General features: G+C 50.1%; 22 protein-coding genes. 8 read left to right on the top strand and 14 right to left on the bottom strand.

Annotated features, from left to right (window positions below; translation table 11 throughout):
* The first annotated feature begins 162 nt into the window (after nucleotides 1-162).
* The 4 genes from NT073_RS17495 to NT073_RS17480 all read left to right on the top strand — a co-directional run bounded on the left by NT073_RS17495 (nucleotide 163) and on the right by NT073_RS17480 (nucleotide 4,704).
* Complete coding sequence (locus NT073_RS17495) at nucleotides 163-1,227, top strand: DUF1611 domain-containing protein (protein ID WP_297375916.1); 1,065 nt, start codon at nucleotides 163-165, stop codon at nucleotides 1,225-1,227.
* Entirely contained in the window at nucleotides 1,217-2,284 is a 1,068-nt protein-coding gene (locus NT073_RS17490) for a dipeptide epimerase (protein WP_297375914.1), read from the top strand. Before NT073_RS17495 ends, NT073_RS17490 begins: the two co-directional genes overlap by 11 nt.
* 67 nt (nucleotides 2,285-2,351) lie before the next feature.
* Entirely contained in the window at nucleotides 2,352-3,299 is a 948-nt protein-coding gene (locus NT073_RS17485; RefSeq protein ID WP_297375912.1) for a DUF3445 domain-containing protein, read from the top strand.
* A gap of 19 nt (nucleotides 3,300-3,318) precedes the next feature.
* Complete coding sequence (locus NT073_RS17480; protein ID WP_297375910.1) at nucleotides 3,319-4,704, top strand: amino acid permease; 1,386 nt, start codon at nucleotides 3,319-3,321, stop codon at nucleotides 4,702-4,704.
* 225 nt (nucleotides 4,705-4,929) lie between these two features.
* Here the strand turns inward: NT073_RS17480 and NT073_RS17475 are convergent, their stop codons facing one another.
* The 5 genes from NT073_RS17475 to NT073_RS17455 all read right to left on the bottom strand — a co-directional run bounded on the left by NT073_RS17475 (nucleotide 4,930) and on the right by NT073_RS17455 (nucleotide 8,709).
* On the bottom strand, nucleotides 4,930-5,613 hold the full coding sequence (locus NT073_RS17475; protein WP_297375908.1) for a hypothetical protein: 684 nt from the start codon (nucleotides 5,611-5,613) through the stop codon (nucleotides 4,930-4,932).
* Nucleotides 5,614-5,914: 301 nt separating this feature from the next.
* Complete coding sequence (locus tag NT073_RS17470) at nucleotides 5,915-6,364, bottom strand: rhodanese-like domain-containing protein (protein ID WP_297375906.1); 450 nt, start codon at nucleotides 6,362-6,364, stop codon at nucleotides 5,915-5,917.
* Nucleotides 6,361-6,981 carry an acyl carrier protein phosphodiesterase gene (locus NT073_RS17465; protein ID WP_297375904.1) on the bottom strand — a complete coding sequence of 207 codons (621 nt, stop codon included), beginning with the start codon at nucleotides 6,979-6,981 and terminating at the stop codon, nucleotides 6,361-6,363. The genes NT073_RS17470 and NT073_RS17465 overlap by 4 nt, the downstream gene beginning before the upstream one ends.
* Nucleotides 6,978-7,454, bottom strand: coding sequence for a dCMP deaminase family protein (locus NT073_RS17460; protein ID WP_297377063.1), 477 nt, complete (start codon nucleotides 7,452-7,454; stop codon nucleotides 6,978-6,980). The genes NT073_RS17465 and NT073_RS17460 overlap by 4 nt, the downstream gene beginning before the upstream one ends.
* Nucleotides 7,455-7,593: 139 nt before the next feature.
* On the bottom strand, nucleotides 7,594-8,709 hold the full coding sequence (locus tag NT073_RS17455) for a glycerate kinase (protein WP_297375902.1): 1,116 nt from the start codon (nucleotides 8,707-8,709) through the stop codon (nucleotides 7,594-7,596).
* Nucleotides 8,710-8,781: 72 nt separating this feature from the next.
* On the opposite strand from NT073_RS17455, the gene NT073_RS17450 reads away from it, so the two are divergent.
* Nucleotides 8,782-9,804 carry a Gfo/Idh/MocA family oxidoreductase gene (locus NT073_RS17450; RefSeq protein ID WP_297375900.1) on the top strand — a complete coding sequence of 341 codons (1,023 nt, stop codon included), beginning with the start codon at nucleotides 8,782-8,784 and terminating at the stop codon, nucleotides 9,802-9,804.
* 76 nt (nucleotides 9,805-9,880) lie between these two features.
* On the opposite strand, the gene NT073_RS17445 is transcribed toward NT073_RS17450, so the two are convergent.
* A complete protein-coding gene (locus NT073_RS17445) occupies nucleotides 9,881-11,206 on the bottom strand; it encodes an AarF/ABC1/UbiB kinase family protein (RefSeq protein ID WP_297375898.1) in 1,326 nt (441 codons plus the stop codon).
* A gap of 93 nt (nucleotides 11,207-11,299) precedes the next feature.
* Entirely contained in the window at nucleotides 11,300-11,956 is a 657-nt protein-coding gene (locus NT073_RS17440; protein ID WP_297375896.1) for a TetR family transcriptional regulator C-terminal domain-containing protein, read from the bottom strand.
* Between the two features lie 145 nt (nucleotides 11,957-12,101).
* Between NT073_RS17440 and NT073_RS17435 the strand changes: the two genes are divergently transcribed.
* On the top strand, nucleotides 12,102-12,626 hold the full coding sequence (locus NT073_RS17435) for a hypothetical protein (protein ID WP_297375894.1): 525 nt from the start codon (nucleotides 12,102-12,104) through the stop codon (nucleotides 12,624-12,626).
* 135 nt (nucleotides 12,627-12,761) lie between these two features.
* Nucleotides 12,762-14,207 carry a tetratricopeptide repeat protein gene (locus tag NT073_RS17430; RefSeq protein WP_297375892.1) on the top strand — a complete coding sequence of 482 codons (1,446 nt, stop codon included), beginning with the start codon at nucleotides 12,762-12,764 and terminating at the stop codon, nucleotides 14,205-14,207.
* 85 nt (nucleotides 14,208-14,292) lie between these two features.
* Here the strand turns inward: NT073_RS17430 and NT073_RS17425 are convergent, their stop codons facing one another.
* The 4 genes from NT073_RS17425 to NT073_RS17410 are packed head-to-tail and all read right to left on the bottom strand — an operon-like array spanning nucleotide 14,293 to nucleotide 19,199.
* Entirely contained in the window at nucleotides 14,293-16,419 is a 2,127-nt protein-coding gene (locus NT073_RS17425) for a ComEC/Rec2 family competence protein (protein WP_297375889.1), read from the bottom strand.
* The gene (locus tag NT073_RS17420) at nucleotides 16,416-16,868 is read right to left on the bottom strand and encodes a GNAT family N-acetyltransferase (protein WP_012926514.1); all 453 of its coding nucleotides are present in this window, start codon (nucleotides 16,866-16,868) and stop codon (nucleotides 16,416-16,418) included. Before NT073_RS17420 ends, NT073_RS17425 begins: the two co-directional genes overlap by 4 nt.
* 17 nt (nucleotides 16,869-16,885) lie before the next feature.
* The gene (locus NT073_RS17415; protein WP_297375885.1) at nucleotides 16,886-18,253 is read right to left on the bottom strand and encodes a M43 family zinc metalloprotease; all 1,368 of its coding nucleotides are present in this window, start codon (nucleotides 18,251-18,253) and stop codon (nucleotides 16,886-16,888) included.
* Nucleotides 18,234-19,199: a PhoH family protein gene (locus NT073_RS17410; protein WP_012926512.1), complete on the bottom strand. Its 966-nt coding sequence runs from the start codon at nucleotides 19,197-19,199 to the stop codon at nucleotides 18,234-18,236. Before NT073_RS17410 ends, NT073_RS17415 begins: the two co-directional genes overlap by 20 nt.
* A gap of 357 nt (nucleotides 19,200-19,556) precedes the next feature.
* Between NT073_RS17410 and dnaB the strand changes: the two genes are divergently transcribed.
* Nucleotides 19,557-21,146, top strand: coding sequence for a replicative DNA helicase (gene dnaB, locus NT073_RS17405; protein ID WP_297375882.1), 1,590 nt, complete (start codon nucleotides 19,557-19,559; stop codon nucleotides 21,144-21,146).
* A gap of 36 nt (nucleotides 21,147-21,182) precedes the next feature.
* On the opposite strand, the gene NT073_RS17400 is transcribed toward dnaB, so the two are convergent.
* From NT073_RS17400 to NT073_RS17390, 3 genes are all read right to left on the bottom strand, one after another.
* Nucleotides 21,183-21,983: a TIGR00730 family Rossman fold protein gene (locus tag NT073_RS17400; protein ID WP_297375880.1), complete on the bottom strand. Its 801-nt coding sequence runs from the start codon at nucleotides 21,981-21,983 to the stop codon at nucleotides 21,183-21,185.
* Between the two features lie 284 nt (nucleotides 21,984-22,267).
* Nucleotides 22,268-23,479 (bottom strand): pyridoxal phosphate-dependent aminotransferase, encoded by a 1,212-nt coding sequence (locus NT073_RS17395; RefSeq protein ID WP_297377061.1) that lies wholly within the window; start codon nucleotides 23,477-23,479, stop codon nucleotides 22,268-22,270.
* A gap of 120 nt (nucleotides 23,480-23,599) precedes the next feature.
* A complete protein-coding gene (locus NT073_RS17390; protein ID WP_297375878.1) occupies nucleotides 23,600-25,138 on the bottom strand; it encodes a biopolymer transporter TolR in 1,539 nt (512 codons plus the stop codon).
* Nucleotides 25,139-25,212 lie beyond the last annotated feature (74 nt).

Below are 25,212 nucleotides of genomic sequence, written 5' to 3'. Positions count from 1 at the left end.
AGCAAGCAGCGGGTATAAAAAGGCATGTCGGGTGAGGTTAACTATACACAGAATAAGAATAATATTTCATTATTCAGGAATTTGTCATCTATCGTTTGGCAAACAAATCACATTTAAGAATAAAAATCTACTTTTAACCAGCAAATGATCCTAAAAACCCAAATGACGAATCAAGCTATACTGCTTACAGACGGCCTTCTCACGACAACCGATGCCAAAACAGCCCACGGACTCATCCGGGGCACGGAGCGATACTCGATTGCTGGTGTGGTCGATGCGCCTACGGCCGGACAGGATGCGGGTGCTGTACTCGACGGCACAACCCGCAACATACCCATTTATGCTTCGGTCACTGAAGCACTCGTCCATCTGCCAGCCGTTTCCTACGCCATCGTGGCGGTGGCAACCAACGGGGGTGTTTTGCCGGAAAACATGATGGCCGACATCAAACTCTGCCTTCAGCAGGGACTTTCGGTGGTTAACGGACTCCACGAATTCCTCAACGATAAGCCAGATCTGGTGGCTCTGGCGCAGCAGTCAGGCGCTCAACTAATCGACGTTCGGCGGCCAAAATCCCGGCAGGAACTGCATTTCTGGACGGGCGAGATCAATCAGGTAACGGCCCCCATTATTGCTATTATGGGAACAGACTGTGCGCTGGGCAAACGCACGACGACCCGGTTGATCCGGGAAGCCTGCGAACGGCAAGCGATCAATGCACAGATGATCTACACCGGGCAAACCGGCTGGCTACAGGGCGTCCGGTACGGGTTTATCTTCGATTCGACCCTCAACGATTTCGTGTCGGGCGAGCTGGAGCACGCGCTGGTATCGTGCTGGCGTGAAACGGGTGCCGACGTACTGCTCATTGAAGGGCAGGCTTCGCTGCGTAATCCCAGCGGCCCCTGCGGCTCGGAGTTTCTTGTTTCCGGCAATGCGCGACATGTGGTATTGGTCCATGCGCCCAAACGTAACTATTACGACCATTTACCAGCCTGGGGAGCCATTCCGTCCGTCGAATCGGAAATTGCCCTGATCGGATGTTACGGGGCAACCGTAATTGCCCTCGCCTTAAACACCGAAGGTTGCTCGCGGGAGGAAGCCTTCGCCTTTCAGAGGGAGTACACCGAGCGGCTGGGGATTCCGGTGCTACTGCCGCTGGAAGAGGGTGTCTACCCCATTTTACCCACTATTTACGCCCTAACGTCCATGGCCCATGCGCATTAACGCCATCCGAACCTACCGCCGGGATCTGGCCCTGACAAAACCCTATACCATTGCGTATCAGACAACATCGGCGGTAGAAAACGTTTTTGTTGAACTGGAACTGAAAAACGGGCTGGTTGGTCTGGGCGCGGCTAACCCTGACCCCGATGTGGTAGGTGAAACGCCGGAACAAACGCATCTCAATCTACAAAGTGACTGGACAACGAGCCTGATTGGCCGGGATATCCGCTCGCTGCACGAACTGATCGACGACGCCCGGAGTCAGTTTCCTCAGGCCCCCGGCACTTTAGCTGCGCTGGACATTGCCATTCACGACGCCTTTGCTCAATACCTCGGCATTCCGGTCGTGCAGTTTTACGGCCGGAACATCCGAACCCTGCCTACATCTGTCACGATCGGCATCATGAACACAGCCGATACCCTGGCCGAAGCAGCAGCTTATGTACAGCAGGGTTTTCGGGTACTTAAAGTAAAGACGGGCGTGCAGGTCGACGAAGATATCGAGCGGGTCGTAAAACTTCGGGAGCGCTTCGGCCCGTCGCTGACCATTCGAGTGGATGCCAATCAGGGCTATACCTTAACGGATCTCCATCGGTTTCTGGCGCATACGAAAGCCCTGAACATCGAACTGATTGAGCAGCCGCTACCAGTTGGACAGGAGAATGAACTACTTATTTTACCGGATGATATCCGTTGTCTGCTGGCGGCCGATGAATCGCTTAAAGGGCCGGAAGCTGCCATTAAACTCTCTCAGCAACCGCAGCCGTTTGGTATTTTCAACATCAAACTGATGAAATGTGGGGGTATACGCTCAGCCATCCAGATAGCTTCTATTGCTCGCCCGGTCGACATTGCCCTCTTCTGGGGGTGCAACGACGAAAGCCGCGTTAGTATAACGGCTGCACTGCACGCGGCCTTTGCCTGTCCAAATACCCGGTACATCGACCTCGATGGTAGTTTCGACTTGGCGGAAGACGTCGTTTCGGGTGGTTTCATCGTCGAAGATGGGTACATGCGCCCCACCGGTGGCCCCGGTCTGGGCCTCACCCGACTGTAAAAATGGTCATTGCAGCTATCAAAAACAGGTAACCAATAGCGATTAACCCATACTCAAACGAGTCTCCATGCTCTCATATTTTCCTTTTGGACAGCAATTTAACGACAAGATGGGGACTTTCCCTCTGTCTGAAAACGAGCCACTTATCGAAACGGACGGCCATTACACAACGGAAACAGCGCTAAAAAGACAGCTTCTAGCTGAATTACCGGCGTATTACTACCAATCGCTGCCAGGTTATGATACAGCACAATGGGAAGTACTGGCGCTTATTTTAACAAATCTAAGCCAGTTTGAACCCAGTCAGTTTACCCTTCGGATAGAAGACAACCGCTGGCATTGGTCCAATAAGCGGCTGAACGAACACTCGTCCTTTACGTTCGGTGATGCCGGTTCGCTGCCCCTGGAACCGCTCGATTGGGTGGGTCGTCAGGTACAGGAAGATCTTATTTTACTGGATGGACCGGAGGCTTCGCTGGTAGCCGGACAGCTTTGTTTTGGTAATGGCTGGTGCCTGGACGAAAAAATGGGACTACCCTTCTGGAAAATTCACGCGCCCATTACGCCTATCGTTGAGCCCATGATCCGGGCGGCTCAGAAACTGATGGAACGTCTACCCGTTGGCCGCCCGGTCTGGCGATTAAACTGGAGCGTAAAAATGTCTGATCAGTTGGACATGACAAGTCGTCACACCCCTGTATTAGACCAGCTCCTGGCCGAACGAGCTCCCGGCTTAACCCCCGAAACCATTGCCGAAAGCCTGTATGTACGTATTGAGCGGCAAACCCTTACCCGTTTGCCGCGTTCGGGCGCCATCCTGTTTGGTATTCATACCTACCAGAACCAACTTTCGGACGAAGTCAGTAAACGCCCCGATGCTGCGGAACGGCTCACAAATGTCTTCAAAACAACGCCCCAGGCCATGCTTGATTACAAAGGCATGACCCCATTCATGCCTACGTTACTGGCTTACCTGGATACGGCATCCATCGTTACTACCTGCCCATCTGCCTGATCGACAACTCTCTGACTCCATGACAAAACTTGCCCGCTCTCTGGACCTCCGCTCCGCTATCTTATTGGTGGTGAGCAGCATTATCGGCTCTGGCGTTTTTAAGAAAGTAGCACCGATGGCCGCTGAGCTAGGCTCCCCATTGCTGGTAATTGGCTGCTGGATCATGGCCGGGATGATTAGCTTGGCCGGGGCACTGACCTACGCTGAAATGGCGGGCATGTTTCCGCAATCGGGGGGCGAGTATGTTTATTTTAAAAAGGTATACGGGCGTCTGTTTGCCTTCCTTTACGGTTGGGGTGCCTTTACCGTCATGCGAACGGCAACCATAGCCGCTCTGGCGCACGTTTTCGGGCAGTCCCTGATTACGTTCACCGGGGCAGACGGAGCCTCTCCCGAAGGGGTAGTCAAATGCATTGCCAGCGCGCTGATCGTATTTTTGAGTTTTGTAAATTACCGGGGGGTGTCCTTCGCGGAGGGGCTTAGCCGGGGACTTATCTATCTGACATTTCTGGCCGTGCTCATCATTGCGGTACTGGGCTTTCAGGCAGCATCCGGCCGGGTTGACCACATCACACAGGCCATACCGAATTTTGTACCCAACGAGCACCGCACGCTGCTCGGCTCCCTGGTTATTGCTTCGCTAGGAGCCTTTTGGGGGTACGAAGGCTGGAATCAGATCGGGTATATCGGCGAAGAGATAAAAAATCCACAGCGTAGTTTACCTATCTCCCTGAGTCTGGGTACCACCATCGTTGTCAGTATTTATGTGTTGCTGAATGTGGTTTATCTGTATGTGTTACCCATTGATGCCCTAGCCCAACTTGCCCGAACACCCGATAAAATTGCGGCTGTCGAAGTGGTACGGCAGGCCGCTGGCTGGGCCGGGGCACTGTTTATCTCGGTCCTGATTCTGGTCACGACCACGAATGCCACCAACGCATCCATCCTAATGCCCGCCCGCCTTTTTTACGCGATGGCGCGGGACGGCTTATTTTTCAAATCAGTCGCGGTCATTCACCCCCGATTCAAAACGCCGTCCATCGCCATTCTGCTTCAGGGGGCGTGGTCAATCATCCTGGTCTGGTCGGGGAGTTTCGACCAGCTGACCGACACGCTGGTCTTTTCTTCGTTTATTTTCTACGGTGCCACGGCGCTGGGAGTCATTCTGCTCCGGTTCAAACAACCGCATCTGGAAAGGCCTTATCGAGTTATTTGTTATCCTGTTGTGCCACTGTTTTTCCTGGTCTGCTGCACGCTGCTGGTCGTTATGACCCTACTCAATCAACCCCGCGAAGCCCTGACCGGCCTTGGCTTGATTGCCACCGGATTGCCCTTCTACTGGTACTGGCAGTCGAAACCACCCATCCCGGAGTCGGAACCTGTTGATATATTCGATTCTCATTGAGCATTCTCTCATGGCAAACTCATTCCCGTCAGGTACGTTGGGTCAGTTACAGACCGTGCCGATCAGTGTCCGAACCAGCTAGCCCAAAAGTCAATAGGAATTACCTTATTACCTACTGATGCTAACGAGTAAATTCTTTGGCTACTATCTGATAAGGCAAACGGGCGAGTTTTCTTCTCAACATTAATAGACTGATACAGCGAAACTTAACTTGGCAATTTAGTCTTATTCACCGATCATTAAACGCAAGCCCACATTAGCTGATAGGAGTTGACCCATATAGGAATAGGTCGAGGAATAGCTCGATTCCAGTCGGTTAGGGAAAGTTATGTACGGATGATCTCCCCGCTGCCAACCGTAGCGAAGTTTAGCATCAATCCCCAACTTAGGCGTAAGTAAATAGGTTAAGCCAGTAAAGACAGACAGTTCAGATTCGTTTCCGGTTTGCTTCAGATAAACCGACAGTTCGCGAATACTAAAGTTAAGTTGTTGGTGGGTGTATCGGTAAGAAGCCCCTACATACGGCTTGACTTTCCCCTTTCCCAGAAACAGTTGTACAAACGGGGCTATTCCAATCTGTGTAGGTGAACTAGTAGAAGAATAGACTCCGGCCTGACCAATTGTTCCACTGCTGTAGTAGGTCCCGTTTCGTGAAGATAAGCCAAGGGGAACTCCAACGCCAAGCAGAAGAGTGTTGGTAGCAAAGTAGCCAATACTAGGTACTATTTTTCGTAAATAGTAGTCATCTCCAGGCCCGTCCACTTTTTTTAGAAGCAATAGATTATCCGTTTCTATAGCTAAGGCCCAATGCCCTACTGACGTTTTTGCAGCGTCATCTTTGACCAATTCCTGAGCATGGACCGAACCGACAACTCCGGCAAAAGTTAGTAGTAACAAGAAGTTTTTCATTACTCTCTTTGATTATATCCAGGAGTTAGCAAGGTACTACTAAACTTACTCTATCTATCAGGATTAACATCCTTAAACGCGGCAAAACTCATTCCCGTCAAGTACGTTGAGTATAGTTACAGACTATGCCGAGCAGGCAGTAAAAAGCCCGTTGCCTGTCATAAACACTGATAGGCAACGGGCATGGATTGGGCATAGTCTCAGACTATGCCGATCAGTTCACCAGCACCAGAGCTTCAGTTTTCAGCTAAATTCGGGGTGACTGACTGTTGGACACTAAACGGAACGGCCATACAATGATTTACTCCACTGCCGGATACCCTTTATCCAGCCAATCGGTTTTGAGATTTTTAGCCAAATTCAAGAGTTTGTGGTTTTTAAAACCCAGCTCATTGAGCTTCGTAAAGGCCGGACGCACGTTGGGGCAGTTCTTGAACGGACAGCACCCGCAGTAAATAACGATTTCCCGGTTTTTCGGCTCTTTACTGAGCAGTTTTTCCAATTTTGCCAGATTGTCGGCTTCGCTGCCTGGGCCAACGCCAATGGATGACTTAATCGTGGCAGCTGGACCAACGCTGATAATGAGTGGCTTGGCTGCGCCGGGCGTATTGATCGTTTCGGCCAGATCAGCCGGTTCGAGTAGCTGGTCGGGGCGCCAGGGTTCGGCTTTGTTCCAGCCTGTCTGGGCTATCACGAGGCCAAGGATAACAAGGATGCCAAGAAGTGATGAGAATATTCGTTTCTGAGTCATGAGAATAAGGTCAATGTTGTACGTACCTGTTGAATGTGACCGACTAAGCTAGGCCAAAAATAGCTGAAATGTCTTGCAATCTGCTCGTAATAGCGCTCTAAATCCTCAATGGCGGTATCCAGGCCCGACGGGAAAGCCGTTCGGCGGGAAACACCTTTCAGGGAGCGATCAACCCCTTCCGAATACTGGTAATTGGTCAGCCAGTCCTGCCGGATCATGTAATCGGCCATGCGGGCAGCCCCCGTTGGCAGACGAGCCGTATTCTCCTGAAGGGTCTGATAAAACCTACCGATAAATTCAGGCAGTGATTCGCCGGTGAGCTGTGTGAAATTAATGGCCAGAAAGTGGTCAAAAAAGATGTCGACAGCCGCTCCGGCATACTTATGACATCGCGGATGGAGTAAATCGCGCACGGCAGCCACCTCGGGATGAGCGTCGGTGAAGGAGTCGATGGCGCGGTGAACGCGAACGCCCGTAATCTCGTCGGCAAGCAGGTTATGCCGTGGACTTGCGGGGTCGCCTTTGATAAAATCACCAATGAAATTACCGACTAGCAACCCCGTATACTGGTCAGAAGAGCGAGGTCCTGATAAATACCCATGCGCCAGTATATTCATGGCGTTGGTTGAGTAATGGGCAAATCAGCTCCGACACGCCCCCCCGAACTGGACACATACCGCTCGACCGTTACGCCAAATCGACGCAGAAAATCGACGCCTTCATCAGAAGGAATTCCCTTGTATTCGGCGTAGGAATTCAGGAAAACGACCCGGGCGATTTTCATGCTGTAGATAATCCGGGCACAGGCAATGCAGGGTGACAAAGTTACGTATATAGTAGACCCTTCGATCTCTGAGCCATTTTTGGCGGCATAAAGAATGGCATTCTGCTCGGCATGAAGTGCCAGTGAACAGGACCCTTTTGAATCGCGCGGGCACCCAACGCCGGGAAATTCCTCGTCGCAGTTATGCGTACCCGCCGGAGGACCATTGTAACCAATGGAGATAATGCGGGTATCGCGGGTGAGTACCGCACCTACCTGTGCCTTGATGCAATGCGACCGTTTGGCGAGGTTAACGGCCAAATCCATGAAAATATCATCGAAGCGTGGTTTCGCTGACGGGGCCGCCGTACTGAGGTCAGTAGTCAAAACAGGTGTATCGGTGGTTGGTAACATTTAGTAAAGATACGGAGCATACTGGCTAAATGAAACGTGTAGCTGACCACTCCTATGTCATCAACCGCATTACCTGAGCCGTAGTTCGTTTCAGATAATCGGCTGCATTGACCAGGGCGTCATCTAAACTAACCGGACCAGGAACAATAGAAAAGGCACTGGTTAGCCCCAACTGATCCAGTTCTTCCGGAGCGAGTTGCAGCGAACCACACATGGCGATTACGGGGATATGCTGTTCGTTCGCCAGTCGGGTGATGCCTGCAATGAGTTTGCCTTGCAGGGTTTGGTGATCAATTCGCCCCTCGCCGGTAAGAATCAGGTCGGCACCGGCCATTTTTGCGGCTAATTTTGTCTGCTGCATCAATAAGTTGACGCCCTCAATCAGTTGACCGCTGAGGAATAAAACGGCTCCGGCGCCCAGGCCACCAGCAGCACCGGCGCCCGGCATCCTAGCCAAATCCACGCCAAACTGCTGATGAATTAACCCGGCCAGGTGTTTCATACCCGCATCCAGAATGGGCAATTCATCGGGTTTCGCGCCTTTTTGCGGGCCGTAGATGTAGGTAGCACCCTGTGGTCCGACCAGTGGGTTCGTTACATCACAGGCCACGTCTACAGACCCGGTCCAGGCTGATTCCGGCGGAGTAATCGTCGTTATTTGAGCCAGATTACCGCCACAGGGCCGGAGTTCATGTCCCGTTTTATCCAGAAAGCGCCAGCCAAGTGCCGATGCCATTCCTGTACCGGCATCGTTGGTGGCACTTCCGCCAATACCCAGCACGATCCGCTCAACACCCTGTTTAATGGCCTCCGCAAGCAGTTCACCCGTCCCGTAGGTGTTGGCCTCAAAAGGATCGTATTCGGCCATTTTTAACAACCGAAGACCAGAAGCCTGGGCCATTTCGATAAAGGCCGTTTTACCATCACCTGAGATACCATACCCCGCTTCGACCGGCCGCCCAAGTGGGTCCTGAACGGTTCGCGTGTGCCAGCTTCCGGCAGAGCCTTCGGTCAACACCTCGGCGGTACCCTCTCCCCCGTCGGCCATGGGAACAGAAATCAGCTCGGCGGTTGGCAAGACCAGCCGGATACCATCGGCCATGGCAGCGCATACGGCCGACGCTGTTAATGAGCCTTTGAATTTATCGGGAGCCAGTAAAATCTTCATTTGTCGTTATTGTGTATCCTCGCTAAGTGAGTAAGTTGGCGGCTGAATTGATTTACTCCTTACCCGTTTTCTATGACCCGACTACGAGCTGCCATTATTGGCGGAGGCAATATTGCCGATAAAAACCACATCCCCGCCCTCAGTCAGTTATCCGAACAAGTCGAGCTAGTGGCCATTTGCAGCCGCGACCGTACCAAAGCCCGCGCCCTTGCCGACAAACACAGTATTGAACACGCGTTCGATAACACGGGTGAGCTATACCAACAGTGCTCGCCTGATGTCGTGGTGATCTGTACGCCCAACAACCTGCATTATCCACAAACGATGGAAGCGCTGGAACACAACTGCCACGTTTTCTGCGAGAAACCACCCGCCATTTCGGCCCAGAATGCCCGCGATATGGCCAATTTGGCGGCTGCGAAGGGGCGGGTACTTGCCTATAATTTTCAGCTCCGGCAAACGAGCGAATGGACCCTCCTTACGCGCTGCCAGGAAGTTGGCCTTCTGGGCGATATTTACCACATAAAAGCCCACTTTCTGCGTCGCCGGGGCATTCCGGGCTGGGGTTATTTTACCAATAAGGCCATGCAGGGTGGAGGGGCACTCATGGATTTAGGCGTACACGTGCTTGATCTGGCCCTTTGCGCCCTCGGCTACCCCACCCCCGACCAAGTGTTGGGCAATACCTACGATTTCATCGGGAAAGCGGGAGGGAAAGGCTTAATGGGCAGTTGGAACCCTCAAACGTTCGAGGTCGAAGATGCCGCTACAGCTTACCTCTCATTTCCTGACAAAGCGTCGATCATGCTCTCGGCCTCGTTTGCGCTAAATACGCAGACCGATAAAGACCGAAATCTGGAAATCTTCGGCAGCAAAGGCGGGGCAAAGCTTTTCCCCTTCATGCTGCATACCGAAATAGCGGGTGAGCTGGCCGATGTTCAGTTTCCGTATCTTGAAGAGACGGACATCCAGCTTAAAAATACAGCGGCTTTTCTGGACGCCTGCCGGGGTAAACCGTCCAATGTCTGTACAGCAGAACAGGGCGCTATTTTACAGGAAATCGTTGAGCGGATTTACCAGTCGGCCGCGAGCTAGCCGGGCTGAAATACAACAGCCCACGGGTTAACCCGTGGGCTATATTTATAAACGAAAAACCGTTTTCATAAACTCGTCAGGCAACTTCTTTCGCCGACCGCAGCCATTCGGGTTTCGTCGTTACGATGCGGGCTTTTAACTCGTTCAGCATGGCGTAGAGCCCGTAGTACGTCCGGTTCACATACAGGCCATCCTGCGAGCCACGGGCTACTTTCGAGTTTTTCAACTCCTGCACATTTGCCAGCCCTTCGGCAAACGCATAAACTTTGTTAAAGTAGGCATCGTCCCCAAAGTCGAAGCTATCAACGGCAAACGGCTCAGCCAGCATCCGGGTCATGTCTTTGAACAGATCGGAGAAGAACTGCCGCTCTTTAGGAGAATCAGCATCCGTGATAAATTCTAAATTCTCGAAAATCTCTTCCGTCAGGGCCGCGTCATCCAGGGTATCGGGGTTAACGAGACGGAAGTAGTTATCGTAGTAAAAATCGGGAATCACTTTCACACAGCCGAAGTCGATCACGCCCATAGTGCCGTTCGCGCGCATGAGGAAATTACCAGGGTGTGGGTCGGCATGAACCTGCCGCAGGGTATGAATCTGAAAATCGTAGAAATCCCACAGTGCCTGCCCAATCTGGTCGCGAACATCCTGAGACGGATTCGTTTTCATGAACTCCTTCAGGTGAAGGCCATCGAGCCAGTCCATCGTCAAAATCCGCTTTGACGATAACTCCGGGTAGTATTTAGGAAAAACCAGACCGGGAATATGGGCACAGGCTTCCGAAATTTCGATGGACCGCTTCAGTTCGAGTTCGTAATCCGTTTCTTCCAGCAGTTTAGACTCTACTTCGCCCATGTACCGGTCAATGTCGCGTTCGTTAAGGTTCAATAACCGGACGGCTAACGGTTTAGCGATTTTCAAATCGGAGCTTACCGCATCGGCAACACCGGGATACTGTACTTTTACGGCCAGTTTCCGGCCATCCTTCCAGGCCTGATGTACCTGACCAATACTGGCGGCATTCACGGCCTCGATGCTGAACTTGTCGAACAGTTGAGCGGGTGTTTTACCAAAGTACGTTTTAAACGTCTTCACCACCAGCGGACCGGATAAGGGCGGGGCCGAGTATTGGGCCATGGTAAACTTATCGGAATACGCTACCGGCAACAGTCCCCGGTCCATGCTCAGCATCTGAGCCATTTTGAGGGCCGATCCTTTCAACTCACTGAGGGCGTCGTAAATATCGGCCGCATTGTCTTGGTGAAGTTCATCTTTCGACAAACTGGGGTCCATCAGCTTCTTACTATAATGCTTGATATAGTTACCGCCAACTTTTACCCCAGCCTTCATAAACTGACTGGCACGCGCAACTTTTCCTGTTGGAACGGATGTCTGGATTTTCATTTGTGATGAACGAAAGGGTTAAAGAGAGAACGAGTGAACGAGAGAACGAGTGCTTTTTCGACTGCACACTCATTCTCTCTTTTACACGATCGCTCATTTATTCTGGTACATAAACTTGGCGAAGTCAAATAGGGTATCTAATGGCGACCGGCCAATCAGGTCGAACGTCGTGTTGACTGATTTCTCGATGGCCGAGTCTGTTTTCTCGAAGTTCTTACTCACATCCCGAACCCAGAAATCGAGCAGGTACAGCGTTTGTCCCCAGAGCGCATTCGGGTACCGGTCTGTGATGAACGGGCGCGGTTCTACCTCTTTGCTCTCCCGGCCTTCGGCCAGCAAATCGCGGGCGAAATCGAAGAACTCGTCCTTAAATGCGTTCAGAACCGGTGCTTTCGGCGTCATTCCTCGAAGGCCCTGCCCTTTGCTTTCGGCTCGCAGACGGCCGTAGCTGTACACGACGAAACTGCGCTGGGCTTTCAGCAATTCGATCCAAGTATAATAAAACGCCAGGAGCTTCTCCCGAACTGAATAGCTCTGGTACGTTTCATCAACATCGACAGTTGCTTTAGCATCGGTGAAGAACGCGAGCCAGACATCCGCTTCGATGGCGTCGAAGGATGTGTAGTGGGTGTAGAAGTCAGCTTCAGTAAGTTTTAATTTTTTGGCAAACTGAAAGACTGAGGTGGGTTGTTTACCGTTTTCCAATACGTACTCGGTGTACGCTTTACGGATTTTTTCGAGCATTTCCATACATGTTGACAACGGCAGGTTCAGGAAAAAAGTTTAGTGATTTACTGCATCTGAAAGCCCAATAACTTACTGTATTTTTGTGTGCTAAACGCTGTATATCCAAATCGAAAACCAGACGGCAACTCATTTATTTACTGTAACTGTCATGATTAAACTAACATCGCTTTTTTGTAGTCTTTTCCTACTTATCAGTCTCCATGCTTTTAGCCAATATGGCGGATATGGTGGGGGGTACGGCGGATATGGTGGGCGGATGGGCGGCATGAGTCAGAATATGCCCAGTAGCCCACCACGTGCCTCAGTGCCGAATATTGCCGGCGATATGGCCATGAAAGAAACGAAATGGCTGAAAGAAAATCTGGATCTGAGCAAAGACCAGGCAAAAGCGGTCAAACAACTGAACAATGAGTACGCCAGCCAGCAGCAGGATGCCATTAAAGACATCATTGGAACGGGTGGTGGGCGACCTTCGCCCGAGGCTATTAAGCAGGTCCGGGATGTGATGATGATGTTTAACGAAGAAAAGGAAGAGAAACTCAAGCCAATCCTTACGCCTGAACAATGGAGCCTGTATCAGTCAAGGAAGGAGGCCATGCAAAAGGAAATTGGCGGCTGGCGACCAGCAGCGCCCAAAAAAGATTCGCTGAGCAAAGCGCCCAATCAACCTTAAAATTCATCGTATTGTTTTAATAGTAGCCTTTTCAGCGCCCTTTGGGCCGCAAACTCATTTTCGACCTAACCTATAAGTCTAATTCCTGGTCTACTACGTAAGTGTGGCAACAACCTTTTTATAGTTGCCCTGCTTATGAAACGACTTACTTCTTTTGTCCTGATTTCTGGCTTCTGCTCGACGATGGGACTCGCTCAGCCCGCGCAAAATCTTACCCAGGCGATTCGATACATCAAGCTGGCCAGCACGCTCCGGGCCGTCGACAAATCGGATGAGTCAATTAGTTTGCTGAAACGCGCACTGCCTGCGGTGCGTACCACAAATTTTTACTGGGAAGCGGTTACCAATGAATCGCTGGGCCTTTCGTACAGCGATCTGCGCGACACAACGATGGCCTTACAATATCTGGAGCGGGCACGAAGCCAGTATCTTAAGCTGAAATACGTAGCCAGTGCATGGGGGGTTAATGAGATTGTCCGCAACCTTTCGAACAAAAACCTATACGCCGGTATCCAGATTGGCACGTCTACGATTAAACTCGCCATTCTCAAAACGCGGTACGAAACCGATTTTTACGAGAAAGACATTAAAACAACGGTCGATATTGCCAATCCAGGGGTCACCTTCGTTGCAGACGCTTCGTCAACTTATAAGCCGGAACAGGACGCGCTGAAGGTTTGTCTGGATTCAGTACAGCGGTATAACATTCCTAACGAACGAATTTTTATCGTACTGAGCAACGACGTTCGGGAAGAGCTTGCCAAAAACCCGGCCAGCCAGCGTAAACTCTACGATCAGTTGTTGCGTGTGTTACCGAATAGCAATCTAAAAATTGACACATCCCTAACAGCTAGCCGGGAAGCTGAGCTATTTACCATTGGGGCTATCCCTCGTAAAGTGTGGCCAACGACTTCGGCACTGGACATTGGCAGCAATAGTACACTGGGGGGCTATTTTGATCAGGCGACACCAATGGGTGCCAAAACCTTTCACGGCATCAACGTCCCGGTAGGCCTTAATTCGCTGGTAGCTCAGATCGACGGCAAGCGCCCCCTCAATCTGGATGCGTTTAAACGCGAAGCCCAGCGGGTGGTTAAATCCGTTGCCGATGCCGAACTCTTGAAGCGGGTAAACCCAGAAAGCAAAGGATTGCAGCAACGAAGAACCGTTGGCATTGGCGGGGATCTGGTGTGGGCGCTTATTAGTTATCTGCACCCCGAAAAAGCGGGTGTTACTGCCGTTGCTATTACCCCGGATGATGTGGAGCGATTCAAAAAACTGGCCTTATCCGACTACCGTGAATTGATCAAGCCCAATTTAACCGGCATTGCCAACCCTACCATTCGGGCACAGGCCGAACAAGATATTTCGACTGTTCAAAACTTGCTCAACGAAAAACAAATCGTGGTGGGGGCACTCTGGCTGGAGTCTATTCTGAAGGCCTATTCAACAGCTTCAACGCCCAGACGTTTCGTTTTTGTCCGCAATGCCGACGTTGGCTGGGTAACGGGTAAATTTCTGGAAACCATCAATTACGAGTACGAATCAACCATTGCCAAAGGGTCGCTGTACACTCGGTGATTGAGTATAGGCGGGGAATTGTCACAGACGATTCCCCGCTCAGCTGAGAAATCTTAGACGCTAATAGCACAGTCAGTCTACTTATTTATAAGTCAGCTACATAAGCTCCCATCTGACGCACCGAATAACAAGAAACTCCTAATTCTTTTGCGCTGGCAAGCAACTTATCCGTTAAGGGCGTCTTGTTCGAATCATCGAAGATAATGTGCCGAGCAACCACCCGCCCATCAAGTTGATTCCAGGCACGCAGGGCATTCCGCCGGATAATGAGATAATCAACGACAGCTGGTAACCGCCAGTGATATGATCCGCTCAATTGATTGACCAGTAGGATTGTTTTACCGTGCCATACCCACAACGTATAGGACCGGTTCTGGTAACAGGCAAGGCGTTTTGGTATCGAATCTTCAACACTGCTGCTTTGACCGACCTTAATAATGTTTAAATCCGAAACGCCCCATTGCCCAAATGTATTTTTCAGATAGAAGTCGAATGAACGGGTGTCGTTCGCATCCAGATCGGTTAGTATTGTACTCTGATGCCCATCGGTAAGGCTTACTGCCGTGCGGTGGGGCAGAAAATGAACCGCCAGCCGTTTTTGCCTCGTCTGCTCAAAATCGTCCCGTAGCGTTAGACCGGCAACGACAAGAGCAGCCAGACTTGTTGCCCATAAATAGACCCTGTCTCGTGTAATCATTAACGCTGCGCCACTGAATATAACGACATAGATTAGTACCATAACCAGTTGGCTTATCCATAGTCCATCCCAGGCTGCACCGGGCAGTGCACTCGTTTGCGTGACTGCATTGTTAAGAAACCAGGCCGTTTTCTCCAATAGCCAGCCCAACAACTCATTTATGTAAGGAACACCACTTAAAGCTAATGCTGCCATGGCCAGCGGCAAGAGAATATTTGACATGACAATCACAATCGGATTGGCCAGCAGGAAGTACGTGGGAAACTGATGAAAATAGAAAACGCCCAACGGAAAGGTAATTAACTGCGCAACCAGCGCAACAGCTGTCAATTCCCAGATTTTGTCCGCCAGTTTATACCGAAATGTGACTGACTGATAAAGCGGAGACTGCCACGCACCGATCCCACCCACGGCCAGATACGACAACTGAAATCCCGCCGAAAACAAAGCGTAGGGATCAAAACACAGAATAAAAAAAGCAGAAGCGGCTAATGAGTTGATAAACTGCTGCTGGCGACCGGAGGCATTGGCGACAATAAGTAATGAAAACATGGCCGCTGAGCGCAGCACCGGGGGCGAAAACCCGGTAATTAACGCGTAGAACCACAGAATCGTTAATTGTAAAAAAGCCATCAGGAGTTTACCCCGAGGTCGTTTAATCAGGAAACGGAGCAAAAACGTTAAAACAAGGAATAGAATCCCCACATGAAGCCCCGACACCGACAGTACATGCACAGCTCCTGCTGCAGCATAGGCCCGGTATAATTCGGTATCCAGATCATCCCTCACACCTAAGATCATGGCGTTGACTATCCCGTATTCAGCCCGGTTGCCAACCTGATGGGTGAAAACACTGTCGGCCCAGCGGTTTACACGGGTGGCAAGGTAAGTAATACGGTTAGGTGGGTCAACCGACAGTATCGTTCGCTCGTAGGGCCGTAGATACTGCTGGTGGTAGATATTCCGGTAGCTGAGGTACTGTTTATAGTCGAACTCGCCAGGATTCAAGGGTGGGTCGATGGGCCTTGGCGAACCCGATACTAACCAGACCTCTCCGTAGTTTGGCATGGGTTGGCCCACCTTATCCAGATACACGATAACCCGGCCACTTAGCGGTTGCCATTGCTCTCCTCCTAGGCTCATCCATTTTCCCCGGCGAATGGCCAGCTCCACGCGAAATGTTCTGGCCCTTTCTTCCGGCTGAGCTGTTATTACACCCACATAGGATCGAAGTGTATCAGTGATATGGATGAGGTTATCGGATTGATTCCGGGCTGTATGCTGATAGGAAATCCCCCAGCCCAATGTAAGCAGTAGTAGCAGGCCGCCAAGGCCGGATGCCGTTTGGATCGGCTTTACGAGTTTGCCACTTGTTCGACGGATTCCCCAAAGGAGCAGCCCAAGTCCTGCCAGCATCGCTACCTTCGGAACAACTGTCCAGTCTGGCAAGTACACGTACAGGACAATTCCATTGATTAGCGCAGCCGCGTAGCGAACAAAAGGATTCCCTTTCATTCTCTGTTGAACGCAGAGCCGGGCAGTACCATTTTATAATGCTGAATACCCGCTTCCTCGAACATCGGGCCAACGGCAACAAAGCCAAAACCTGCATAGAGTGGCATGGCGGTTACCTGTGCGTGCAGATAAATGCGTTCGATGGGTTCGGGTTGTTGATTAAACACATCCTCAAGTACAGCTTTAACCAGTGCGTTACCAACGCCTTTCCCGCGGAAAGCGGCTAAAACAGCGAATCGCTCCAACTTAACACCGTTAGATGTACGTCGCCAGCGGGCAGTTCCGCAGGGCGTACCCTCAAACCGGGCTAGAAAATGGGTACTTGTATCTTCAAACTCATCATACTCTTCACGAGCCGAAACGTGCTGCTCTTCAACAAAAACCTGTCGGCGAATGGCAAAAGCCGATTCGAGATCGGATGGGTTTGAAATAGGTAAAACACTAATCATAAGGTGGAATTTTGTTATTACTGAACCAGCAGGCGCTTGCTAACCATTTCACTGCCAGTTTTTACGCGCACAATATACACACCGGTTGCCAATCCAGTTACAGGCACACTAATCCGCGTGCTAGGCGAATTGGTGTATGTATAGCTTCTCAACTGCCGACCGGTAGCATCAAACAAATCAAGGTTGAAAGTTTGCGATCCTTTTAGCTGTACATCAATGGAAGACTCTGTTGTAGTGATTGGGTTTGGCCAAATGCTTACCGTAAGGGCGTCAGTTTCGGTTAATGGCGATAGTACCGACTTAAGCAGTTGTGCCCTGCGGGGACTCAACGTCATGACCAGCCGCATGCGTGCTACCTGCCCTGCTGTAAACATATTCATACAGGCATCGGGCCAGTAATTCATGTAATTTTCAATCAGGTCACGCGTTTGTACTCCATTTACGCAACTGGAGTAGGTTTGTCGGCAGTTTGTCAGAACAGACACATTGGATCTATCTTCTGTAGGCGGGGTATCAGCTACATAATCTTCAGCACAGCCGCTGCCATCACCCCAAGTATGAATTAGACCCAGCCAGTGCCCTATTTCGTGCGTTGCGGTACGTCCCAGCGCATACAGTGAAGAGGTACTAACGGTTCCTATTCGCTTCCCAAAATAGCGGTAATCAATGATCGTGCCATCCGTAAATTCATTGGAACTAGCGGGAAGTCCTTTAAGTGTGTCTGCTGCGGATGGGAACTGAGTATAGCCAATATAGTTGTCGACTCTGGTGACCCAGATATTCAGATATTGGTTACTAGGCCAGTAGACGATCTGAGATAACAACACGTCGTCATTAAACACATCAAATGACGACTTTTGGGGATAATAATGGCGGGTGATTCCACTAGATGGGTTACCACTCGGATCGGTGGTGGCTAGATAGAACTCAATACGTGCGTCAGCCCCGATGTCGCTGGTATTAAACCCATTTGTACCCTCTTGCCGACGATAGTCTTCGTTGAGTACCTGAATTTGTGACAGTATCTGCTCATCGGAGATATTGCCGTTATTGGCCCCGCCAACGGTCTGCGATGCATTATTATGCACCACGTGAACGACTACCGGAATCCGGTACACCGTTTCATCTACGGCCTGCCGAAGCGACCTGCCATCCGTTTGCGCCTTCTGAATCAGCTGGTTCAACTCAGTAAGTTGCCGCAGCCGGTTAGGGTTTCTCTGCTGTAGTATTCGTTCGTGTTCAACGACTCCGCATCGGTTAAGCAGCGTTTCGTCCGTAGTCTGCGACCAGGCGAAAGAGCTAAGTAAACACAAAAACGAACCGGCCAGCCAATGCCAGCCAGTTCGTATATTCTTAATCAGGTTATTACTGACCTGCTTTATCATACGCTGTAATAATTTCGCGGACGAGCCGGTGACGAACTACATCCCGACCATCAAGCTCAACAAACGCAATGCCTTTGATGTTTTTCAATATGTCAACAGACTCGACTAAACCCGATTTTTGCTTATTCGGCAAGTCAATCTGAGAGCGGTCACCGGTGATAATGGCTTTGGAGGTTGGCCCCATACGTGTTAAGAACATTTTCATCTGCATAGACGTCGTGTTCTGCGCTTCGTCGAGCAGAATGAAGGCATTATTCAACGTCCGACCGCGCATGTACGCCAGCGGAGCAATTTCAATAATTCGGTTCTCGGTGTAGAATTTCAGTTTCTCGGCCGGAATCATATCATCGAGCGCGTCGTAGATCGGGCGCAGGTACGGGTCGATTTTTTCTTTCAGATCGCCCGGCAGAAACCCAAGGTTTTCACCTGCTTCGACGGCAGGGCGCGTGATAATAATTTTTTTAACTTCCTTGTTTTTCAGTGCCCGTACGGCAATGGCTACGGCGGTATAGGTTTTTCCCGTACCGGCCGGCCCTACGGCAAACACCAGATCGTGTTTTTCTGCAGCTTCGACCAGGCGCTTCTGGTTATCCGTTTTCGCCCGGACCACAACACCGCGTGTTCCATATACCAGTACTTCATCATCATCGGGCGGAACGGGCGGAATGCTGCCCGAGCCGTTTGTCGGCTGCCCGCTGTGACTAATATAACTCTGGATATTTTCGTGCGTAATTTTACCGTATTTCTGATAGTGTTCCATCAGCGAGTCCAGAATATCGCTAATGCGGCTTATTTCCGGAGTTGTTCCTTTGATCCGGATCTCGTTGCCACGCGAGATAATTTTGCTCATGGGAAACGCAGCAGCCACTTCTTTGATGTTGTGGTTTTCTACGCCCAGAAAGTCGATGAGCGATACATTGTCGAGGGTAATGACTTTTTCGACCAAACGATGAATAACGTTAAAGTGTGATTCCGAAAAGTAAGCGATTTCTTCCCTTCTACAACACGATTTTTCGAAAAATTATTCACCTGAGCCTGTTTCTTATTCGTTGGCTTTTTGCACAAATCAGGTTTTTTATGTCAAATAATACTTATCTTGCTGACGTACAGACCTCTGCCCGTTATCAGTATCATGTACGCAAGCCAGCCCCGCATTCGTTGCTTAAATTCTTTAGTTTTTTTTTCGCCCGGTAGCATCAACATTACCAGAATGTTACGAACGTTTTGGTACATAATAAGGGTATACGTTTATTATACCGGGCTTGCCTTGTGGGGAGAAGATTGCGTAAACTTGCATTAACAGATGGAGAATAACGCCCGCCCCAATCAACACCTTCGTAAACCCTCGGCTTTTGCCGGAGGCCGTCAGCAAGCCGGAAACCATTGGCTCGATACAGGCCTTGGCAAGCTTCCCCCCCAGGCCCTCGACCTTGAGGAGGCCGTACTTGGGGCCCTGATGATCGAAAAAGATGCCCTTTCGTCTGTTGTCGATATCCTTAAGCCTGAAACGTTCTATAAAGAAGCACATCAGCGTATTTATCAGGCTATTCTTACGCTGTTCGGCAACTCTGACCCTATCGACCTCCTGACTGTTACGCAGCAGTTACGCAAAACGGGCGAGATTGAACTGGTGGGTGGTGGCGGTTTTGTATCCGAACTGACATTCAGGGTCAACTCGGCGGCTAACATTGAATACCACGCGCGTATCGTGTCGGAACAGGCCCTGAAACGGGCATTAATCGCCATGTCGTCAACGATTCTGCGTGACGCTTACGAGGATACTACCGACGTTTTTGAACTCCTCGACCGGACGGAACAGTCGCTCTTCAAGATTTCTGAATCGAACATCAAGAAGAATTACGCGGATATGAGTACCATCGTTCGGATGGCGCTTAACGAACTGGAAACAAAGAAAAATCAGGAAGGGTTAACCGGTGTACCCTCCGGTTTTACGAATCTGGACCGCGTTACATCGGGCTGGCAACCAACCGAATTGATCATTCTGGCTGCCCGGCCAGCCATGGGTAAAACTGCTTTTGTGGTAAGTGCCCTCCGGAATGCTGCTGTCGACCATGGAAAACCAGTGGCCATCTTCTCCCTTGAGATGTCGGCCGTTCAGTTGGTAAACCGTCTGATCTCAGCCGAAGCGGAAATTGATGCGGAAAAAATTAGAAAAGGTACGCTGGCCCCGCATGAGTGGACGCAGCTGCACCACAAGATCCAGCGGCTGACCGAAGCCCCCATTTTCATTGACGATACCCCTGCCCTATCTATTCTGGAACTGCGGGCCAAATGCCGACGTCTGAAAGCCCAGCACGATATTCAGATGGTGGTTATCGACTACCTGCAGCTCATGTCGGGAGACACTTCCGCCGGGCGGGGTGGCAACCGCGAACAGGAGATTGCGTCTATCTCGCGGGCACTCAAGAACCTGGCGAAAGAACTGAACGTACCGGTCATTGCCCTTTCGCAGTTGAGCCGGGCAGTAGAGACGCGCGGTGGCGACAAAAAACCACAACTTTCTGACCTTCGTGAATCGGGATCTATTGAGCAGGATGCCGACATGGTGTGTTTCCTTTACCGCCCGGAATATTATAACATCACGGCCGATGAAAACGGCAATTCAACCGCCGGTATCGGTGAGGTTATTATAGCCAAAAACCGAAGTGGTTCGCTCGACACGATCCAACTCCGGTTTATCAATAAGTTCACGAAATTCTGCGACCTCGATTCGTATTTCGAACCGGTGCAGACGCAGGGATTCGCACCCGAAGTGAATGGTTTAAGTAGCTTCGACAGTCCACAACCTTCAGCGGGCAGTGTCTTTAAGAGCAAAGCCAATACCATGTCGAATTTCGGCAACGCCGACCCTACCCAGGAAACTCCGTTCTAAATAAGGCCGGGCCTCCAGCCGGAGGCCCGATACTACTCAAAAGTTAGGTTTCAGTAGATATTTGTTATAAAACTCATCAATCACTTTGACAGCCTCGGTTGGTGTATCAACAATGCTGATGAGCTTCATGTCTTCCGGATTAATGTTTTGTTGTTCGCCCAGCATCACATCCGTAATCCAGTCAATCAGCCCTTGCCAATAGGTTCTACCAACCAGCACAATCGGGAAGCGGGCAATTTTTCGGGTCTGGATGAGGGTTAACGCTTCAAACAATTCATCGAGTGTACCCATACCACCGGGCATCACGACAAATCCCTGCGCGTATTTCACGAACATCACTTTACGAACGAAAAAGAAATCGAAGTTGATGCTCTTGTCGGGGTCAATGTAGATGTTGCTATGCTGTTCAAACGGTAGTTTGATGTTCAGACCAACGGACTTACCGCCCTGCTCGAAGGCCCCTTTATTACCAGCCTCCATGATACCGGGTCCGCCACCCGTAATGACACCGTAGCCATGCCGCACCAGTTTAGCGGCAATTTCTTCAGTCATTTTGTAGTAGGGACTATCGGGTTTGGTACGGGCAGAACCAAAAATAGATACACAGGGGCCAATTTTGGCCAGCTTATCGAAACCTTCTACAAACTCGGCCATCACTTTAAAGATGACCCATGAATCGGCGGTTTTTATTTCATTCCAGTTATGGTCCTGAAAAGCTTCTTTAATGCGTTGTTCGTCGGGTGTCAGGAGTAACTCGTCGCGCTTTGGTAAATCGTGGGCAATTCGTTCAGTACTCTGTGTTTCAGAGCGATGTAGATTTTCTTTAGTTTCTTCCATTTCAAATTCAAAAAAAGGTAGTGGGCGCGTAACGTACTCACTTATGATGTAAACACTATCTTCTCCAATAGGAGCGAAAATCTGTTTTCAGCCAGTCAACAGAAATTAGCACGGAGAAGGATTCTATTAACCACGGTGTAAGCAAAAACGTTTCAGCCGTTTGTTAATCCTATTTAATTCGTCTAGCACACTAATTGGGCGCATCAGAACAGTTCAACTACCTGTAAAACAAGCAAAGTGGCCCGTAAACCGGGCCACTTTGCTCATAGCTTGCATTTGTCATTTTATTTTCGCCGACTTTCGAGGAAGCTTTCAATACGGTCCATAGCCACAGTTAATTCATCGATTGTGGGTAAGCAGACAATACGAAAATGGTCATTTTTGCCGTAGTTAAACCCATTTCCGGCCACAACCAGCACTTTCTGTTCAATAAGCAGGTTCAGAACGAAGTCGTTATCGTCGATTAGGTCGAACTGCGTTAAATCTATTTTGGGAAAAATATACAGGGCTCCTTTGGGCTTTACGCAACTGATACCCGGAATAGCGGTCATACGGCTATAAGCCATCATCATTTGCTTATGCAGACGGCCCGTTGGCATCACTAAATCATTAATACTCTGGTACCCACCCAAGGCCGTCTGAATGGCAAACTGCGTTGGTACGTTGGCACACAAGCGCATACTAGCCAGTAATGTCAGCCCCTCGATGTACGATTTGGCCCGGTGCCGCGCTCCGCTTAGTATCATCCAGCCGCCCCGGAAACCGGCCGCCCGGTAATTTTTCGACAAACCGCCCATAGTAATACAGAGCGTTTCGTGTATCATCTTGGAAATTGGGTAATGAATGGCTTCATCATACAGAATCCGATCATAAATCTCATCGGAGAAGACAATGAGTTTATGTTTCTCGGCAATCCGGGCAATGCCTTCCAGCACCGATTTTTCGTACACGGCACCCGTTGGATTGTTCGGGTTTATGACAACTATGGCGCGTGTACGGGGAGTGATTTTTCGTTCCAGATCAGCCAGATCCGGATTCCAATCGTACGCTTCGTCGCAAATGTAATGAACCGGTTTCCCACCACAGAAAGCTACCGAAGCTGTCCAGAGCGGGTAATCGGGTGAGGGCACCAGCACTTCGTCACCTTCGTTGAGCAACGCCTGCATGGAGAGCATGATGAGTTCACTAACTCCATTGCCAATGTAAATATCATTGATAGCAATGCCGGGCAGGCCAATATTCTGCGTATGATGCATAACGGCTTTACGGGCTGCAAAAAGCCCCCTTGAGTCGGAATAGCCCTGCGCATTACGGATATTCAGAATAATGTCGTGAACAATTTCGTCGGGTGCGTCGAAACCGAACGTGGCCGGGTTGCCAATATTAAGGCTGATAATTTTGTAACCCTGACTCTCAAGTTCGAGAGATTTTTCATAAATCGGACCCCGAATGTCGTATTTGAGGTGTGTTAACCGGTCACTTTTAAGTATTTCCATTCCAGGCATTTCCAGGTGGAGTAATTCCATTCCGCAAAAGTACGGAAACCAAGCCGGTTTCGGTAGCTGCCTTTACAACCTACTTACCCTGTACAATTTGCACATGTTGACCAATGCCATTTACTTTTCGATCGGGCTGACACTGTTTTCGGCGCTATTACTGATAAATGCTACCCGTTTGCTGTCTGGCGACCACGAAGGTGTATTGATTGTACCCTGACCGCCGTAGATATAAGCAATTACTTTGGGCTGGCCACTTCCAGAAATCGGCAGCATTCGCAGATAAACATGTTTATAAAATGGATGGTCATCCGGCTTGACCTCCTCTTTAAGAAACGACAGAAAGATAATCCATTTACCATCGGGTGAGATGTGGGGAAACCAATCATGGAATTCACCGTTTGTAATGGCTTCCTGCTCACTGCCGTCGGCTTTCATACGGTAAATCTGCATGGTGCCGGTGCGGCTGGAATTAAAATAGATGTATTTTCCATCGGGTGTATATTCGGGGCCGTCATCGAGACCTTTTGCATCGGTTAGCCGAACTTCGGGTCCACCCGCCGATGGTACACTATAGATATCGTATTCATTATTTCGGGAGCCGGTAAAGACCAGCGTTTTCTTATCCGGTGACCAGCCGTGCAGATAAGAAGGTCCTTTAGGCGTTATCTGTTTCGGCGATCCCCCCGTAACGGGAACGGTGTAAATGATTGAGCCCCCCAGTTCTTTTACCCCACTGCTAAGACCAAGCATTTTCCCATCAAACGAGAGTACGTGATCGTTATTATTGTTCTTTACATCACCCGTGTTGAGCACGGTCGGCTTTCGCTTAGCCAGATTGAAGGTATACATCAGTCCATCGCCGTTATACAGCAGCGTTTTGCCATCGGGTGTCCAGTTGGGGGCCTGAATCGACTTGGGCACATTATAGATCACCTGCCGATTACCAGTTGTTACGTCCAGAATTTCCAGATTACTGGCCAGATAATCGCGGTATGGCACCAGTCCATCATGGGCAGGAACACTGATGCGAACATCACGAAAAACGCCCCGTTCAAGTACATCTTTATTATGTGAGCCAACAAATAAGCCGACGTATACTTCATCACCAAGCGGCAGGTCAGTAACCTGCTCCGTTACAAAAGGCTCACCGAATTTAGCCATCCGCATGGTGTAAGTGTTCCCCTTTCGTTCCAGTTGAATGACGTCAGCACCCGTTATTTTAGACCGAATTTCTTCTGTATTGGCCCCGGCAGTACGTCTGAATTGGAGTGATGTAAGGCCGTCGCCATGTTCAACTGCGTTGATGTGGGGCGATTTACCATCCAAGCTTGACCGCACCATCCAGCCTACTTTCCGATGTGGATCAACGCCTTTTCCTACCAGAGATGCCCGGGTATAAAGGATAAAGTCTCCTTTCATGCGTTTCCACATAAAATGAAATTCATCATGGTCAAACCACACATTATACCCGGAGCCGGAGAGCTCATACGTATGGGTCTTAGGGTTGTAGGCAGCCGAGCCTGGTTTTAAAACAGCACCAATATCGCCATGGCCGTCAAACACGCCCAAGTCTTGTTTTTGCGCCAGAACCGTTCTACCGGTACTTAGTGCCAAGCAGATTGTAGAGAATAGCAGATTAACTAGTAGCTTTTTCATTCGAGGATTTACCGGTTTGCGCTTTGTTCAGGGATAGGTCTATTCCTGAAAGCTGCACTTTACACATTCTACCG

This window comes from Spirosoma sp. (genome assembly GCF_026391055.1).
Taxonomy (GTDB): domain Bacteria; phylum Bacteroidota; class Bacteroidia; order Cytophagales; family Spirosomataceae; genus Spirosoma.
The sequence above is the reverse complement of the archived record's forward strand: the minus strand, read 5'-3'. Positions and strand labels throughout refer to the sequence as shown.

Bases quoted from the DNA above. Each gene is read 5' to 3' on its own strand.
- NT073_RS17495 (WP_297375916.1), top strand. From the start codon at position 163: ATGACGAATCAAGCTATACTGCTTACAGACGGCCTTCTCACGACAACC.
- NT073_RS17490 (WP_297375914.1), top strand. From the start codon at position 1,217: ATGCGCATTAACGCCATCCGAACCTACCGCCGGGATCTGGCCCTGACA.
- NT073_RS17485 (WP_297375912.1), top strand. From the start codon at position 2,352: ATGCTCTCATATTTTCCTTTTGGACAGCAATTTAACGACAAGATGGGG.
- NT073_RS17480 (WP_297375910.1), top strand. From the start codon at position 3,319: ATGACAAAACTTGCCCGCTCTCTGGACCTCCGCTCCGCTATCTTATTG.
- NT073_RS17475 (WP_297375908.1), bottom strand. From the start codon at position 5,613: ATGAAAAACTTCTTGTTACTACTAACTTTTGCCGGAGTTGTCGGTTCG.
- NT073_RS17470 (WP_297375906.1), bottom strand. From the start codon at position 6,364: ATGACTCAGAAACGAATATTCTCATCACTTCTTGGCATCCTTGTTATC.
- NT073_RS17465 (WP_297375904.1), bottom strand. From the start codon at position 6,981: ATGAATATACTGGCGCATGGGTATTTATCAGGACCTCGCTCTTCTGAC.
- NT073_RS17460 (WP_297377063.1), bottom strand. From the start codon at position 7,454: ATGGATTTGGCCGTTAACCTCGCCAAACGGTCGCATTGCATCAAGGCA.
- NT073_RS17455 (WP_297375902.1), bottom strand. From the start codon at position 8,709: ATGAAGATTTTACTGGCTCCCGATAAATTCAAAGGCTCATTAACAGCG.
- NT073_RS17450 (WP_297375900.1), top strand. From the start codon at position 8,782: ATGACCCGACTACGAGCTGCCATTATTGGCGGAGGCAATATTGCCGAT.
- NT073_RS17445 (WP_297375898.1), bottom strand. From the start codon at position 11,206: ATGAAAATCCAGACATCCGTTCCAACAGGAAAAGTTGCGCGTGCCAGT.
- NT073_RS17440 (WP_297375896.1), bottom strand. From the start codon at position 11,956: ATGGAAATGCTCGAAAAAATCCGTAAAGCGTACACCGAGTACGTATTG.
- NT073_RS17435 (WP_297375894.1), top strand. From the start codon at position 12,102: ATGATTAAACTAACATCGCTTTTTTGTAGTCTTTTCCTACTTATCAGT.
- NT073_RS17430 (WP_297375892.1), top strand. From the start codon at position 12,762: ATGAAACGACTTACTTCTTTTGTCCTGATTTCTGGCTTCTGCTCGACG.
- NT073_RS17425 (WP_297375889.1), bottom strand. From the start codon at position 16,419: ATGAAAGGGAATCCTTTTGTTCGCTACGCGGCTGCGCTAATCAATGGA.
- NT073_RS17420 (WP_012926514.1), bottom strand. From the start codon at position 16,868: ATGATTAGTGTTTTACCTATTTCAAACCCATCCGATCTCGAATCGGCT.
- NT073_RS17415 (WP_297375885.1), bottom strand. From the start codon at position 18,253: ATGATAAAGCAGGTCAGTAATAACCTGATTAAGAATATACGAACTGGC.
- dnaB (WP_297375882.1), top strand. From the start codon at position 19,557: ATGGAGAATAACGCCCGCCCCAATCAACACCTTCGTAAACCCTCGGCT.
- NT073_RS17400 (WP_297375880.1), bottom strand. From the start codon at position 21,983: ATGGAAGAAACTAAAGAAAATCTACATCGCTCTGAAACACAGAGTACT.
- NT073_RS17395 (WP_297377061.1), bottom strand. From the start codon at position 23,479: ATGGAAATACTTAAAAGTGACCGGTTAACACACCTCAAATACGACATT.
- NT073_RS17390 (WP_297375878.1), bottom strand. From the start codon at position 25,138: ATGAAAAAGCTACTAGTTAATCTGCTATTCTCTACAATCTGCTTGGCA.